At 68.9% G+C, this 13,064-nt stretch carries 12 protein-coding genes and 1 other annotated feature; of the genes, 6 read left to right on the top strand and 6 right to left on the bottom strand.

The window, feature by feature from the left end; genetic code table 11:
* Positions 1-2 precede the first annotated feature (2 nt).
* From BN1197_RS02550 to BN1197_RS02560, 3 genes are all read right to left on the bottom strand, one after another.
* On the bottom strand, positions 3-692 hold the full coding sequence (locus BN1197_RS02550; RefSeq protein ID WP_040155870.1) for a hypothetical protein: 690 nt from the start codon (positions 690-692) through the stop codon (positions 3-5).
* A 197-nt stretch (positions 693-889) separates the two neighbouring features.
* Positions 890-1,858, bottom strand: coding sequence for a CPBP family intramembrane glutamic endopeptidase (locus BN1197_RS02555; RefSeq protein ID WP_082043560.1), 969 nt, complete (start codon positions 1,856-1,858; stop codon positions 890-892).
* 341 nt (positions 1,859-2,199) lie between these two features.
* Positions 2,200-3,690 carry an amino acid permease gene (locus BN1197_RS02560; RefSeq protein WP_040155872.1) on the bottom strand — a complete coding sequence of 497 codons (1,491 nt, stop codon included), beginning with the start codon at positions 3,688-3,690 and terminating at the stop codon, positions 2,200-2,202.
* A gap of 529 nt (positions 3,691-4,219) precedes the next feature.
* On the opposite strand from BN1197_RS02560, the gene BN1197_RS02565 reads away from it, so the two are divergent.
* Positions 4,220-4,543, top strand: a complete 324-nt coding sequence (locus tag BN1197_RS02565; RefSeq protein WP_040155875.1) for a hypothetical protein — start codon at positions 4,220-4,222, stop codon at positions 4,541-4,543.
* A 32-nt stretch (positions 4,544-4,575) separates the two neighbouring features.
* Here BN1197_RS02565 and BN1197_RS17240 read toward each other — a convergent pair whose 3' ends face one another.
* On the bottom strand, positions 4,576-5,130 hold the full coding sequence (locus tag BN1197_RS17240; protein ID WP_040155983.1) for a copper resistance CopC family protein: 555 nt from the start codon (positions 5,128-5,130) through the stop codon (positions 4,576-4,578).
* A 221-nt stretch (positions 5,131-5,351) separates the two neighbouring features.
* Here BN1197_RS17240 and BN1197_RS02575 point away from each other — a divergent pair, with 221 nt between their 5' ends.
* The 4 genes from BN1197_RS02575 to BN1197_RS02590 all read left to right on the top strand — a co-directional run bounded on the left by BN1197_RS02575 (position 5,352) and on the right by BN1197_RS02590 (position 10,273).
* The gene (locus BN1197_RS02575; RefSeq protein ID WP_040155877.1) at positions 5,352-5,753 is read left to right on the top strand and encodes a VOC family protein; all 402 of its coding nucleotides are present in this window, start codon (positions 5,352-5,354) and stop codon (positions 5,751-5,753) included.
* A gap of 210 nt (positions 5,754-5,963) precedes the next feature.
* Positions 5,964-8,063 carry an MMPL family transporter gene (locus BN1197_RS02580; RefSeq protein ID WP_082043567.1) on the top strand — a complete coding sequence of 700 codons (2,100 nt, stop codon included), beginning with the start codon at positions 5,964-5,966 and terminating at the stop codon, positions 8,061-8,063.
* Between the two features lie 78 nt (positions 8,064-8,141).
* Positions 8,142-8,591, top strand: coding sequence for a DUF2871 domain-containing protein (locus BN1197_RS02585; RefSeq protein ID WP_040155880.1), 450 nt, complete (start codon positions 8,142-8,144; stop codon positions 8,589-8,591).
* Complete coding sequence (locus BN1197_RS02590; protein ID WP_082043562.1) at positions 8,588-10,273, top strand: DHA2 family efflux MFS transporter permease subunit; 1,686 nt, start codon at positions 8,588-8,590, stop codon at positions 10,271-10,273. The genes BN1197_RS02585 and BN1197_RS02590 overlap by 4 nt, the downstream gene beginning before the upstream one ends.
* Positions 10,274-10,283: 10 nt before the next feature.
* Here the strand turns inward: BN1197_RS02590 and BN1197_RS02595 are convergent, their stop codons facing one another.
* Both BN1197_RS02595 and BN1197_RS02600 read right to left on the bottom strand, forming a co-directional pair.
* Positions 10,284-11,009: a TetR/AcrR family transcriptional regulator gene (locus tag BN1197_RS02595; RefSeq protein ID WP_052465891.1), complete on the bottom strand. Its 726-nt coding sequence runs from the start codon at positions 11,007-11,009 to the stop codon at positions 10,284-10,286.
* Positions 11,010-11,067: 58 nt separating this feature from the next.
* On the bottom strand, positions 11,068-11,784 hold the full coding sequence (locus BN1197_RS02600; RefSeq protein ID WP_082043563.1) for a cytochrome P450: 717 nt from the start codon (positions 11,782-11,784) through the stop codon (positions 11,068-11,070).
* Here BN1197_RS02600 and BN1197_RS02605 point away from each other — a divergent pair.
* Positions 11,783-13,050 (top strand): IS3 family transposase gene (locus BN1197_RS02605; RefSeq protein WP_245851760.1). Its coding sequence is split into 2 segments (ribosomal slippage): positions 11,783-12,071 and positions 12,071-13,050, totalling 1,269 coding nucleotides; the frame shifts between segments, so codons are not numbered across the junction. The genes BN1197_RS02600 and BN1197_RS02605 overlap by 2 nt on opposite strands.
* Positions 12,067-12,198, top strand: a sequence feature (AL1L pseudoknot). It overlaps the preceding gene by 132 nt.
* Positions 13,051-13,064: the final 14 nt, after the last annotated feature.

Consider the following 13,064-nt stretch of genomic DNA (forward strand, 5'->3'; position numbering starts at 1 on the left):
GCTCAGCGCCAGGCGATGCCCGACCACAGGGGGATTCTGCGGGCGTCGCGATCCTTCACTCCCGAGATCGACTTCGTGCTCTGCTTCTTCCACGCGCCGGCCCACACGTACGTCGTGGCCGTGCCGTAGTACCGGCCGCTCCTCGAGCGCTGCAGGTGGGTCTGCGTGACGTAGCGCTTGCCCTTCTTGGTGGAGAACGCGTAGCCGTCGACGCCGAACGGCGGAAACAGCACTCCCCACGCGCGATCGCCGTCGGGCGCGTTCTGGGCGACGAGCCTGCCGCCGCGCCACGTGTACGAACGCAGGTAGCCGAAGTCGCCGACCCCACCGCCCTGCTCGAGCATGATCTCGTTGCCCGCGACCCCGTCGGCCGGCGCCGTGCCCACGAGGACGTCGGCGGGACGCAGACCCACGTTCTCGTTGCCGACGACGACCGGCATGCGTGTGGTCGTGCGGGCGGTCTTCACCGTGACCATGAACGTCAGGTGCTTCTTGCGGATGTTGTACAGGCTGACCGTGACCTTGTCGGCCCTGCGATCGCCGTCGATGTCGACCGTCCGGCTGACGGGCCCTGCCTTGGCGGTCGGAGCCGCCGGAGCCGCCGTCGCGGACGGCGGAGTGCCGAGAGCGCCCAGGCCCGCCAGGGCCGACGTCGTGAGGACGGCGCAGACGGTACGGACACGCGTGTTCATCGATGCCTCGATTCGTCGAGGAGGTACTGACCCCCGGTGATGTCACGGACCCCCGTCCGTGGCGTCTCCTATCCTCGCCCCCTCCCATTCGCGGGGAGGGCGGGTTTGCGGCGATGTCTCCGTGTCGAGCCAGGATCGAGACCTCGAGGTGACGAGTGCCGCCATGCCACGCCCGAGTGTCGTGTCCCCGCCGACGTTCACGCGGTCACGGCACTCGGTCGAGCGGGCGCCGCCGGGGTCAGCCCACGGCGCGGAGCACGGCGGAGTCCGACGCGTCGGTCGCGCACGACGGTCCGGCCGAGCGGACATGCCTGTGTCGGCAGGCCCTCGGCAGCACGACCGGCGTGTTGCCGCGCGGGGCCATCGAAGAACAGTGCCCGGTCGCGCGCGAGAACGAAGGCGGTGACGACGAGCAGCAGGCCCGTGACGATGAGCTCGGTGTCGGGATGCGTCGCGATGACCTGCGTCGAGAGGTTGGCGCCGAGGTGGAAGAGCACCGTGAGCAGCACGTTGCGGCCGGTCCGGTAGTACATCCAGTTCATCAGCAGGACGAACGGGATCATGCTCACCGGAAAGTTCAGCGCGTGCAGCCACCCTTCGGCGGCCGTCTGCTGCTGGGACGAGCCCTGGAGGAACGCGAGCGGCAGATGCCACACGGCCCAGATCACGCCGAAGATCATCGACGTGGTGAACACCGAGAAGCGGGTACGCAGGGCGTCGGTGCCGTAGGAGTGCCAGGCCAGCTCTTCGAGGACCGGCGCGACGACTAGCGCCACCCACCCCGACATGAGTTCGACGGAGAACGTCGCGCCTCCGCGCCAGGCGAACTGGTCGGCGGAGTACCCGAAGAGCACCGAGATCGCGGTCCCCACCAGGACGGCGATCTGCATGCCGGCCGCGGCGAAGAGGATCCACCGCCAGGAGACGCCTCGGAGGGTGAGGCGAGCGGCGATGTCGCGGCGTAGGTCCGGCCGGTGCCGCGTCATCCAGAGGACGACGCCGAACGGGGCCGCGAGACCGGCGAGGGCCAGCGCGGTCGTCACCGGCTCGAGACCGGGAACGCGGGACGTCGCCGCAGCGACGAACCACAACGCCCAGGGAATGGCCGTGGCGAGGCCGAAGAACCGCCACGGCGAGGTGTAACGGGCGTACATCGGAACCGGCATCGTGACCTCCTGGTGTGGTGGTGTCAGCACCAGGTTGGTCGCCGATGAGCCTCCCGGGAACCCGATTCGGGCGGTGACCAGGGTGGGATCCGGGACGGGTCAGGGGAACGCCCGAGCCGGCCAGGACGTGCGGGCTGCGCACTCCGGATGCTCGCCACCGCCGAGGGCCGGTGGGCCCGAGACGGAAGATGGGATGGCGGCGAAGGCGGGGTCATCACCCCTTCTCCGCTGCCCATCCCACCTGCCACGTCGGGGTTGCGGCGGCAGGTGTGCCGCCCCGGCCGTGGTGGGCTCGTCCTGGCGGGGTCGCCGTGGTGGGTTCGAACCCGATGTTCGACGTATCAGTGTCGGAAGTACGTGAGCTCCGGCTCTCGGTGCAGGCGGCTGTGCTTGTGCCCGTAGAAGAAGTAGATGACGAACCCGAGCGCCATCCAGATGATGAACCGCAGCCAGGTCTCGATGTCGAGGTTGAGGGTGAGGTAGAAGCAGATCACCGCCGAGAGGACCGGCATCACGGGGCTGAGCGGCACCTTGAACGAGCGCTGCAGGTCAGGGCGGCGTTTGCGCAGCACGGGCACCGCGAGCGACACGAGGATGAACGCCGTGAGCGTGCCGATGTTCACCATCTTCTCGAGCTCGCCGATCGGGGTGAGGGCCGAGACGAGGGCGCACGTGGTCCCGATGAGGACGGTGAGCAGCACGGGCGTGCCGGTCTTCGGGTTGATGCGCGCGAGCCGGCCGGGCAGCAGATTGTCGCGGCTCATCGCGAAGGTCACTCGGGTCGCGCCGATCATGAGGGTCATGACGACGGTGGTGAGACCCGCGACCGCGCCCGCGGCGATGACCGCGCCCATCCAGGCCGCGCCGCGGTCGGTGAACGCGGCGGCGAGCGCGGCCTCGGTCTTGAGGTGGTCGTAATGCACCATGCCGGTGAGCACGAGCGAGACGGCGATGTAGAGGAACGTGCAGATGATGAGCGAGGCGATGATGCCGCGGGGGAGGTCTCGCTGTGGGTTCTTGGCCTCTTCGGCGGTGGTCGCGACGACGTCGAAGCCGATGTAGGCGAAGAAGACCAACGCGGCCGCGGCGAACACGCCACCCACGCCGTAGACCATGCCGGTGCTGCCCGTGATCGCCTGCAGCAGCGGCGTCTTGAGAAGGTCCCCGCCGCCTTCGACGGTGCTCTGGGCGGCCGGCGGGATGAACGGTGACCAGTTGGCGGGGTTGATGAACTGGATGCCCATGATGATGACGAAGAGGACGATCGCGAGCTTGATGGCGACGAGGACGAGGTTGACCCGCATCGACTCCTTGATGCCGACGGAGACGAGGATCGTCAGGACGGCGATGAGGCCGAAGGCGAGGATGTCGAAGTGGGACTCCTTGCCGCTGCCGATGGCGGCCGGGAGCTCGATCCCGAACGTTTGAAGCAGGGCGGAGGCGTAGGCGGCCCAGCCCTGAGCGACCACCGAGGCGCCGAGCATCATCTCGAGCAGGAGGTCCCAGCCGATGATCCACGCGACGATCTCGCCGAGGGTGGCGTACGAGAAGGTGTAGGCCGAACCCGCGACCGGCACGGTGGAGGCGAACTCCGCGTAGCAGAGGGCCGCGAAGCCGCAGCAGATCGCGGCGATGACGAACGACAGCGTGACCGACGGGCCGGCCAGCGTCGCGGCCGCGGTGCCGGCGACGGTGAAGATGCCCGCGCCGATGATGACGCCGATGCCGAAGACCGTGAGGTCGACCGCGGTGAGGCTCTTCTTGAGTTGGTGCTCGGGTTCGTCGGTGTGGGCGATCGATGTCTCGACCGATTTGGTGCGAAAGATGCTCATGAGGCACTCCGGTCTCGAGCAGGCCCGGGAGGGCGTTGAGGGGCGCGCCTTCGGTGAGGGAGGCGCTGAACGGAGTCACGGTAGTGCGAGATTCGTGCGTCGAGGAGGGCCCCGAAACGCCTTTTTTCGTTCGATTCGGCCGGTGGCGTGCCGTTTTGGGTGAAATGCGGCGGTATGGGGACGATGCCGGGCGCGTCATGACGGTCGCCGGTGCTGTCGCGCGAATGCCGGTGATGCGTCACGGATTCGGGTGGCCGTGCGCTGTTGTATCTCACCGGGCGCATGAGGTTCGAGGGTGGCCCGCGTGGTCGAATCGTCGTGCGGACCAGGCGGATCGCTCGGTGGGTCGGGTTCGCCGCGTCGCTGCGCGGGAGGTCGCCCTAGACAATGAGGCTGTTCGTCGGGACGTCAGTCCTGAACGGGTGTCGTACAGTCGTGACTGCGTCGTCCTGGGGAGGCGATACGGCCAGGGGGGTCGTGGGAACAACGACGCATCGACCGCAGAGTCATCTCTTTGGGGGGAATCACCATGCCTGCCGGCGTCACCACGTACGGGCGCATCATCGACCAGCGCGCCATGAGCGCGGGGGAGCGTCTCGAACTCGCCATCGCCTTGCGCGAACTGTGGTGGGACTGCCACCGAGACTTCCGGCGTCCCGTCGTGGACCTCGACGCCCTGGGGCTCACCGCCACGTCTCTGGAGGCCCTGGCCACCGATCTCGACGAGGCCGGTTACCCGCTTCACGCCAGCGCGACCCGCGGTGCCTCGTCACCGCGGGCGCACGTCATGGACCGGTCCGCACCGACCCACTGGCGCCCGCGGGTTCACAGCGGGATCGCCGTTCGTCGCTGACGCCGTCGTCGCTCGCCCGGTCCCGCCGTGGGTCAGCGGCGGCGCGAGGCGATGAGGATCGCGAGGCCGCCGCCGATGATGAGCAGCGCGGCGAAGCCGGTGAGAGCGTACATCCACGTGGTGGAGGCATCCTCCTCGACCGCCCCCGGGGCGGTCGGCGCCGCGGCGGATGGCGCCGCCGATGACGTGGGTGAGGCGCCTGCGGGCTGCGTGGCCGCGGGAGATCCTGCGGTGAAGACGACCTCGCCGGAGACGGGGTGACCGTCCGCGCTGACGACGCGATAGCGCACGTGCACCTCACCCTGGGGAAGGCCCTCGGGTACAGCCGCGGTGACCTGCGCGCCCGAGACCGCCGGGGTGACCGGGTGGGCGATCTCGCCTGCGTCGGCGACGACGATCTGCGCGAAGTTCGGGTCGATGTTCTCGTTGAAGACGAGGGTCACCTCGCCGGGCATCGTCGAGAGCCGGGCGCCGTTCTCCGGTGTCGAGGAGACCAACTCGGAGTGGGCGTCGGCGCGACCGGCGGTGGTGAGCACGAGAACGATCGACAGAACGGCGAGGATGACGGGGAGAACACGGAGTCGCACGTCCACATCGTGACACGCGACGCCCGGCCCGAGGTGAGGTGGGTGTGGTGGCCTGGGGCACGCAGACGGGTAGGGCGGAGGATCCCGAGGGCGCCTACCGGCGTGGTGTCGACGTCCTGCTCGACGGCCTCGCGCGACAACTCGGCGCATCGAGCTAGACGACGAGCGCCACACGAGGCAGGGTGAGCGGTGACCACGACCCTGCTCGAAGGGATGGCACGATGAGCGTTCTCCAGGGCCTCACCACGATGGTCGTCACCGCCGACGACGTGGACGCAGCCGCCGAGTGGTACACGGGCGTCCTCGGTGCCGAACCGTATTTTCGGCGACCCGAGACCGGCCCGGCCGGCTACGTCGAGTTCCGCATCGGTCCCGATGAGGACGAGTTGGGCATCATGGATCGCACCTTCATGCCCGCCGCGTCGGCCGGCAGCGGCACGTCCATCACGTACTGGCACGTCGACGACGTCGAGGCGACGATGAGCGACCTCCTCGCCCGCGGTGCCGTCGAGCACGACGCGGTCACCTCGCGGGGTGAGGGCTTCGTCACCGCGTCTGTCGTCGATCCCTTCGGCAACGTCATCGGACTCATGCACAGCCCGCACTGGGCCGAACGTCACTGAGCCGACGTACGTACGGGGTTCGGGAGTCGTGAGCCCGCCACGGTTCGACGACTCCTGAGATCCTCACGTCACCCGCCGGAAACGACGGCTGTCTCGGCGGCACGTGGGTGAGTGAGCTCTCTGGCGGGCGGGCTTACAACTTTCGATGGACGCCCGTGTCCGTCCCTTTCACGATGTCCGGCCCCTGTCCTGCCTGGTGGAGTTGTGGGCATGGCAGATTCTCCGGCTCGTTCTCGTTTCTCCGATCGGTTGACCTCACGTCGAGGCGCCTGGGTCGCCCTGGGCGTCGCAGTGGTCGTCATGGTCGCGCTCTTCGGTGTCTTCAGTGGCGCGAAGGCGCCGACCGGCGTCGGGCAGGCCTCGGTCGGGTCGGAGTCGACGCAGGTGAGCGAACTGATGGACCGGTTCCCCAACGCCGACCGTCAGTCCGTGCTCGTCGTGGCGTCCAGGGAGGACGGAGCTGACCTCTCGAAGACGGATGTCGCTGAACTCAAGAGCCTGCTCCCGGTGCTGGACGCCCGGCAGGGCGGCGAGTCGTCAGGACCCATGGTGAGCGAGGACGGAAAGGTCGGGGTGCTCGTCACCCCGGTCACGGTCGCCGCGGACAACACCGAGATGGCGCAGACCATCAAGGAGCTGCGCGCGGAGCTCGGCGCGAACACCCCACCCGGCCTGGTGCTGCAGGTGACCGGTGGCCCGGCGTTCGGCGCCGACGTCGCGGCGGCCTTCGAGGGCGCCGACTTCACTCTGCTGATGGTGACCATCCTCATCGTGGCGGTCCTGCTGATCGTCACCTACCGTTCGCCGGTCCTGTGGCTCATCCCGTTGATCGTGATCGCCCTCGCCGACGGGCTCGCCGGCCGGGTCACCGCTGCGGCGGGCTCGGCGTGGAACCTGCAGTTCGATGCGGGCATCGTCAGCGTGCTCGTCTTCGGCGCGGGCACGAACTACGCCCTGCTGTTGATCTCCCGGTACCGGGAGGAGTTGCAGCGCACCGAGGACGACCGGGCGGCGCTCAGCACGGCGTGGCGCCAGACCGTGCCGGCCATCCTGGCCTCGAACGTCACGGTCGTGCTCGCGCTGCTCACGCTGCTGTTCGCGACGATCCCGATGACGCGCGGGCTGGGCGTCCCCGCCGCGCTCGGTCTGCTGATCGCGTTGCTCGCGGTGCTGTTCGTGCTGCCGCCGTTCCTCGCGGTCTGCGGTCGCCGAGTGTTCTGGCCCTTCGTTCCGCGCCCGGGTAGGGAACAGACGCAGGGACGCGCCTGGCGCGCGGTCGCTGGGGGAGTCTCCGAGCGCCCTCTGACGAGCCTGATGGCCGGGCTCGCGCTGCTCGCGGTCATGGCGAGCGGGCTGTTCGGCACGTCGGTCGGTCTGGACCAGCTGGAGAAGTTCCGCGTGGAGTCGGAGTCCCAGACGGGGCTGCAGACGTTGTCGGCGCACTTTCCGCCCGGCGAGGCGCAGCCCATCTGGATCGTCGCCGACAGTGGGGCCGCCCGCGACGTGGCTGCTGCCGCGAGCAAGGTCGAGGGCGTCGTGCGTGCGCACCCGGCCGGGCAGACCGACGACGGTTCGCTGACGAAGGTCATGGTGACGAGCGGGTATTCGCCCGGCACCGACGAGAGCCTCGCGCAGATCACCGAGTTGCGAGACGCCGTGCACCCGATCCAGGGCGCCGATGCGCTCGTGGGCGGCGCGGTCGCCACCGAACTGGACGCGCGGGCCGGCAGTGAACGCGATCTGCTGCTCATCGCCCCGCTGGTGCTCGCGGTGAGCTTCCTCGTGCTGCTCGCTCTGCTGCGCTCCCTCGTCGCGCCGGTGCTCCTGCTCCTGGTCAACCTCACCAGCGCAGTCGCCACGATCGGGGCGGGGGCGTGGCTGAGCCGAGCGCTGTTGGGCCAGAGCGCGCTCGACCTCCAGGTGCCGATCCTCGCGTTCCTCTTCCTCGTCGCGCTCGGCATCGACTACACGATCTTCCTCGTCCACCGGGCCCGAGCAGAGGCCGGCCGGCTGGGCACCCGCGCGGGCATGGTCGAGGCTGTCGCCCACACCGGCAGCGTCATCACGAGCGCCGGCATCGTCCTTGCGGCCGTGTTCGCCGCCCTCGGCGTGCTCCCGCTCGTCACCCTCGGACAGCTCGGCCTCATCGTCGGGATCGGCGTCCTCGTCGACACGCTCGTCGTGCGCACAGTGATCGTGCCCGCGATCTTCGCCCTCGTCGGCGACCGGATCTGGTGGCCGGGAAAGCTGCCTGCCCACCAGGTCGATGCACGACGCGAACCTCGCGCAGAGCTCGTCGACGTGCACTGATGCACCCGATCACCCGCCGGACAGGCGGCCTGGTCCGAGCAGATCGATAATCAACCAGACGAAAGGAAAGCCTCACCCGTGAAGAAGCTGCTCAACGCCTCCTTCATCTACATGCTGGTCGGCATCGCCTCCGGCCTGTTCTACCGCGAGTTCGTCAAGCACTACGCCTTCCCCGAGGGCCAGTACACGCAACTCGCTCTCGCCCACACACACCTGTTGACCCTCGGCTTCACCGTGCTGCTGATCGTTCTCGTCATCGAGAAGGTGTTCACGATCTCGCGCAGTCCGAAGCTGTTCGCGTGGTTCTTCTGGCTCTACAACGCCGGCGTGGTCATCACCTCCGCGACGCTCATCTGGCACGGCAGCCTCACCGTCCTCGGCAAGGAGTCCAATGCGATGATCGCCGGAATCGCCGGCCTCGGGCACATCGCGCTCACCGCGGGGATGATCGTCTTCTTCATCGCCCTCCGTCGTGCGGTCGTGAACCGCGACGACGCGTCGCTCGAACCCGTGGCGGCACGAGCGTGACCACGACCCCGGCCACGGCAGAGGGCGCACCGACCCGGCGGGAGTGGTTCGGCCTCGCCGTCCTCTCCATCGGCCTCGGACTCATCGTGCTCGACGGCACGATCGTCGGCGTCGCACTGCCGACGATCATCGGTGACCTGCACCTCGACCTCACCGACGCCCAGTGGGTCAACAGCCTCTACGCCGTGCTGCTGGCGGCGCTGCTGCTCTCCACCGGCACGCTGGCCGACCGTTGGGGCCGCAAACGCATGTTCCTCGCCGGCCTCGTCGTCTTCGTCGCCGGCAGCCTGCTCGCCGCCATGGCCGGGACGGCAGGAATGCTCATCGGCGCCCGTGCCGTACAGGCGGTCGGTGCGGCGCTGATCATGCCCTCGACCCTCTCCACCGTGAACACCGTGTTCCGGGGCAGGTATCGGGCAGCCGCCTTCGGCGTGTGGGGAGCGGTCATCTCCGGCGCGGCCGCGATCGGCCCCCTCGCCGGTGGCGCGCTCACGCAGTGGCTGTCCTGGCACTGGATCTTCCTCGTCAACCTGCCGCTCGGCGCGCTCGTCTTCGTCGCCGCGCTGTTCACCGTTCCCGAGACCCGCGGAGAGAAGAGGCGGCCCGGCGTCGATGTCGACGGCGCGCTGCTCAGCGCCATCGGTTTCGGCGCGCTCGTGTTCGCGGTCATCGAAGGCCCCGACCTCGGCTGGTGGGCGCCGAAGAACGACCTGTCGATCCTCGGGTGGACGTGGCCGAGGGACGCCGCCGTCTCGATCGTGCCGGTCGCCTTCGCCGTGGCCGCCGTCGCGCTCGTCCTGTTCGTGTTCTGGGAGCGACACCGCGCCAAGGTGCAACGCTCTGCGCTGCTCGACCTCAGCCTGTTCTCGCTGCGGACCTTCTCGTGGGGCAACCTGACCGCGGGCATGGTCGCGATCGGCGAGTTCGCGCTGCTTTTCGTTCTCCCGCTGTACCTCGTCAACGCCCTCGGTCTCGACGTCATGGGTGCCGGTCTCGTTCTCGCCGCGATGGCGGTGGGCGCTTTCCTGTCCGGGGCGGCGGCGCGGCATCTCGCCGCGAGGTTCGGTGCCCCCGGCACGGTGCTCATCGGGCTGGGGCTCGAGGTCATCGGTGTCGTGGCGCTCGTCCTCATCGTTCACGGCGCGACTCCCGGCTGGGCGATCGCCCTCCCACTGACGCTGTACGGGCTGGGACTCGGGCTCGCGTCCGCCCAACTGACGGGCACCGTGCTCCACGACGTTCCGGTCGACATCTCCGGTCAGGCCTCGGCCACCCAGAGCACCGTCCGGCAGATCGGTTCGGCGCTCGGCACGGCCTTCGCCGGAGCCGCACTCTCGATCTCGCTCGCGCTCACGCTGCCCGCCGCGCTCGACACGGCAGGAATCACGGGCCCGACCGCCGAGCGCCTGGCCGACACCACGCGACTGTCCGCGGGCACGACCATCCTCCAACTCCGCGCGCAGGGCGCCGCGGGCCCGCTCGGCGATCAGACCGACCGGGTCGTGCAGGCGCTCACCGACGGATTCGCGGACGCCACCCGGTGGTCGCTCGTCGTCGCCGCGGCGTTCCTCGTGCTCGGACTCGTGGGGGCGTTCCGGCTTCGCCGAGCCACGCAGACGGGGGCGGACGGCGAGCCTGGCTCCGACCGTCGTTCATCGGGCCCCGATCCCGCATCCGCCTGAGGACGGCGCCTCAGGCGCGCTGATCCGAATCGGGCTGCGCGTTCCCTCGGCCCGGGGGTTCCTCCGGCCGTGCGGGGAGCGTGGCCGCGGCGGTGACCGTCGCGAGCATGACGGCGGGGCTCATCTCGGCGACGGACGGCTCATGAGCCGACAGCTGGTGCAGCATCAGACCGTCCAGCGTCGCGAGGATCATCCGGGCTGCCGCCTCCGGGTTTTCCACGGTGGCGGTCGCTTCGTCGGCAGAGGCATCGGCTCCACCGGGTGCGGCGAGCAGGCCTTGGACCCGCGGGTCGGGGTCTCCCATGAGGTTCGTCGTGGCCTCGACGAACGTGTTCCGGGATTCTCGGATGATGACCTGGAGCTCCGGATTTCGAGCCGCGTGGAGAAGGAGCTCGAAACGGGCCAGGGCCAGATCGGGTCGTGCGTTGACGCGGTCGATCGACGCTTGGGCCTCGCGCCACAGGGCCGGCGAGGCCGTTCCTTCGTGGTCCAGGCCGTCGCGCAGTTCGTCGGAGAGATCCATGATGTCGCCGCGTTGCAACTCGACCATGCGGTGGAGCACCGCCTCGATCAGGCCGTCCAGGCTGCCGAAGTGGTAACGGACGAGCCCCAGCGTGACCCCGGCGCGCTCGCCGACCTTGCGGTGCGTGAGCCCGCGCATCCCCTGCTCCGCCAGCACGGCGATCGCGGCCTCGACGATCCGCTCCCGCGTCGTGCGAGTGTGCGCTGCATTCACGTCCGTACGGTAACCCCGCGCTCACGGCCTCTCCGGATGGAGGATCCGGCCGCCGCGCTCATCGGCCGCGTCGAGCGACCGGCTCACGCAGCCGGATGCCGACCCCCGGCGCTGGCCGCATCGCCGCGACGCTCACCGCACGGCGTGGCTTGCGAACGAGTTCGAATCCTCCGGCCTGCATCAACCGGGCGAGCATGACGGTGAGCTTGGTCGTGGCCATGCCCGAGCCGAGGCAGCGGTGACCACCGCCGCCGAAGGGCACGTATTCCTCGGGCCGTCGGCGTGGGGCGTTGAGCCAACGCTCGGGACGGAACGCGGCCGGCTCGTCGAACACCCGACTGTCGCGATGCGTGACGTACGGGCTGTAGATGACGGCGTCACCGGGTGACACCGAAACGCCCTCGAACTCGAACGGCACCACTGCGTGCCGGGCCGAGATCACGGCCGGTGGGTAGAGCCGTAGCGCCTCGTCGACGATCGCGTGCACCACATGCAACCGGGCGAGGTCGCCGGCCTCCGGTGCTCGATCTCCCAGCACCCCGTCGACCTCGGCGATCGCCCGCCTCTGCCACTCGACGTGGGTGCCGAGGAGGTAGAGAATCCATCCCATCGCCGCGCTGGTCGTCTCGTATCCCGCGGCGATGAGTGTGACGGCTTGATCACGGATCTCGCCCTCGAGCAGCCCCGACCCCTGCCCGTCGCGCCCATGGACGAGCAACTGTGGATCGCCCCGGGAAGGGTGGAGGGCTTGATCTCCCCAGGAGGATGGAGTCATGCCTGCACCGAAGAGGTACCCCGACGAGTTGCGTGAACGAGCGATCCGGTTGGTTCGCGACCGGATCGCCGCCGAGCCCGGCTTGGCGGTCTCGCGTGCGTGCCGGTTGACCGGTGAGCAGCTCGGGATCAACGGCGACACGCTGCGGAACTGGGTCAAACGCGAACGGATCGACGACGGAGAGATCCCCGGCACAACGAGTACGGACGCGGCCCGGATCGCAGAGTTGGAGAAGGAGAACCGCGAACTGCGGCGCGCGAATACGATTCTGCGCCAGGCGAGTGCCTATTTCGCTCAGGCGGAGCTCGACCGCCGACCGTAGACGTCGATGCGTTCATTGCCGCGCACCGCGACGAGCATGGGGTCGAGCCGATCTGCGAGGTCCTGAAAGAGACTGGAATCGCGATCGCCCCAAGCTCCTATTATGCCCGCAAGAGTAGGCCTGTCTCGAAGCGGGCCACAAGTGATGCCGTCATCGACGAACGTCTGCAGGAGCTGCACGAGAAGAACTTCGGCGTGTACGGGGTCCGCAAGATGTGGAAGGCCTATCTGCGGGCCTGGCCCGGTGAGCCGGTCGCACGATGCACCATCGAACGTCGCATGCGAGCGTTGGGCCTGGCTGGCGTGCCGAACGCGCGCACCACCCGGACCACCAGACCCGCGCGGGCGAAGGCCTGCCCGGCCGACCGGCTCCAGCGGGACTTCACCGCGCCGGCGCCGGACCACCGGTGGGTAGCCGACATCACCTACGTCGCCACATGGGCCGGGTTCGTGTACGTGGCTTTCGTGATGGACCTGTATTCCCGCCGGATCACCGGGTGGCGGGTATCGAACTCATTAAGGACCGATCTGGCGCTGGACGCCCTGGAACACGCCTTGTGGGAACGTGGCCGACACCAGCGAGACCTGTCGTGCCTGGTGCACCACTCGGATCGCGGCTGCCAATACGTCTCTATTCGTTACACCGAGAGGCTCCTTGAGTCCGGAATCGAACCCTCGGTCGGATCGACCGGCGATTCCTACGACAATGCCGCTGCCGAGGCGTTGAACAAAATCTACAAGAAGGAACTCATCTGGAAACGTGGGCCGTGGAGCGGTCTGGATGCCGTCGAACTCGCCACCATGGAGTGGGTCGACTGGTACAACAACGACCGCCTTCACTCACACTGCGGCGACATCCCACCCATCGAGTACGAAGACCTGTTCTACGCTGAACACGCCAGCGCCCCGGCACCCGCCGGGGCGGCACAACCCGCTCTCCACTGAACCCGGGGCGAAAC

Source organism: Mobilicoccus massiliensis (genome assembly GCF_000826525.2).
In the GTDB taxonomy this organism is placed as follows: Bacteria; Actinomycetota; Actinomycetes; order Actinomycetales; family Dermatophilaceae; genus Mobilicoccus; species Mobilicoccus massiliensis.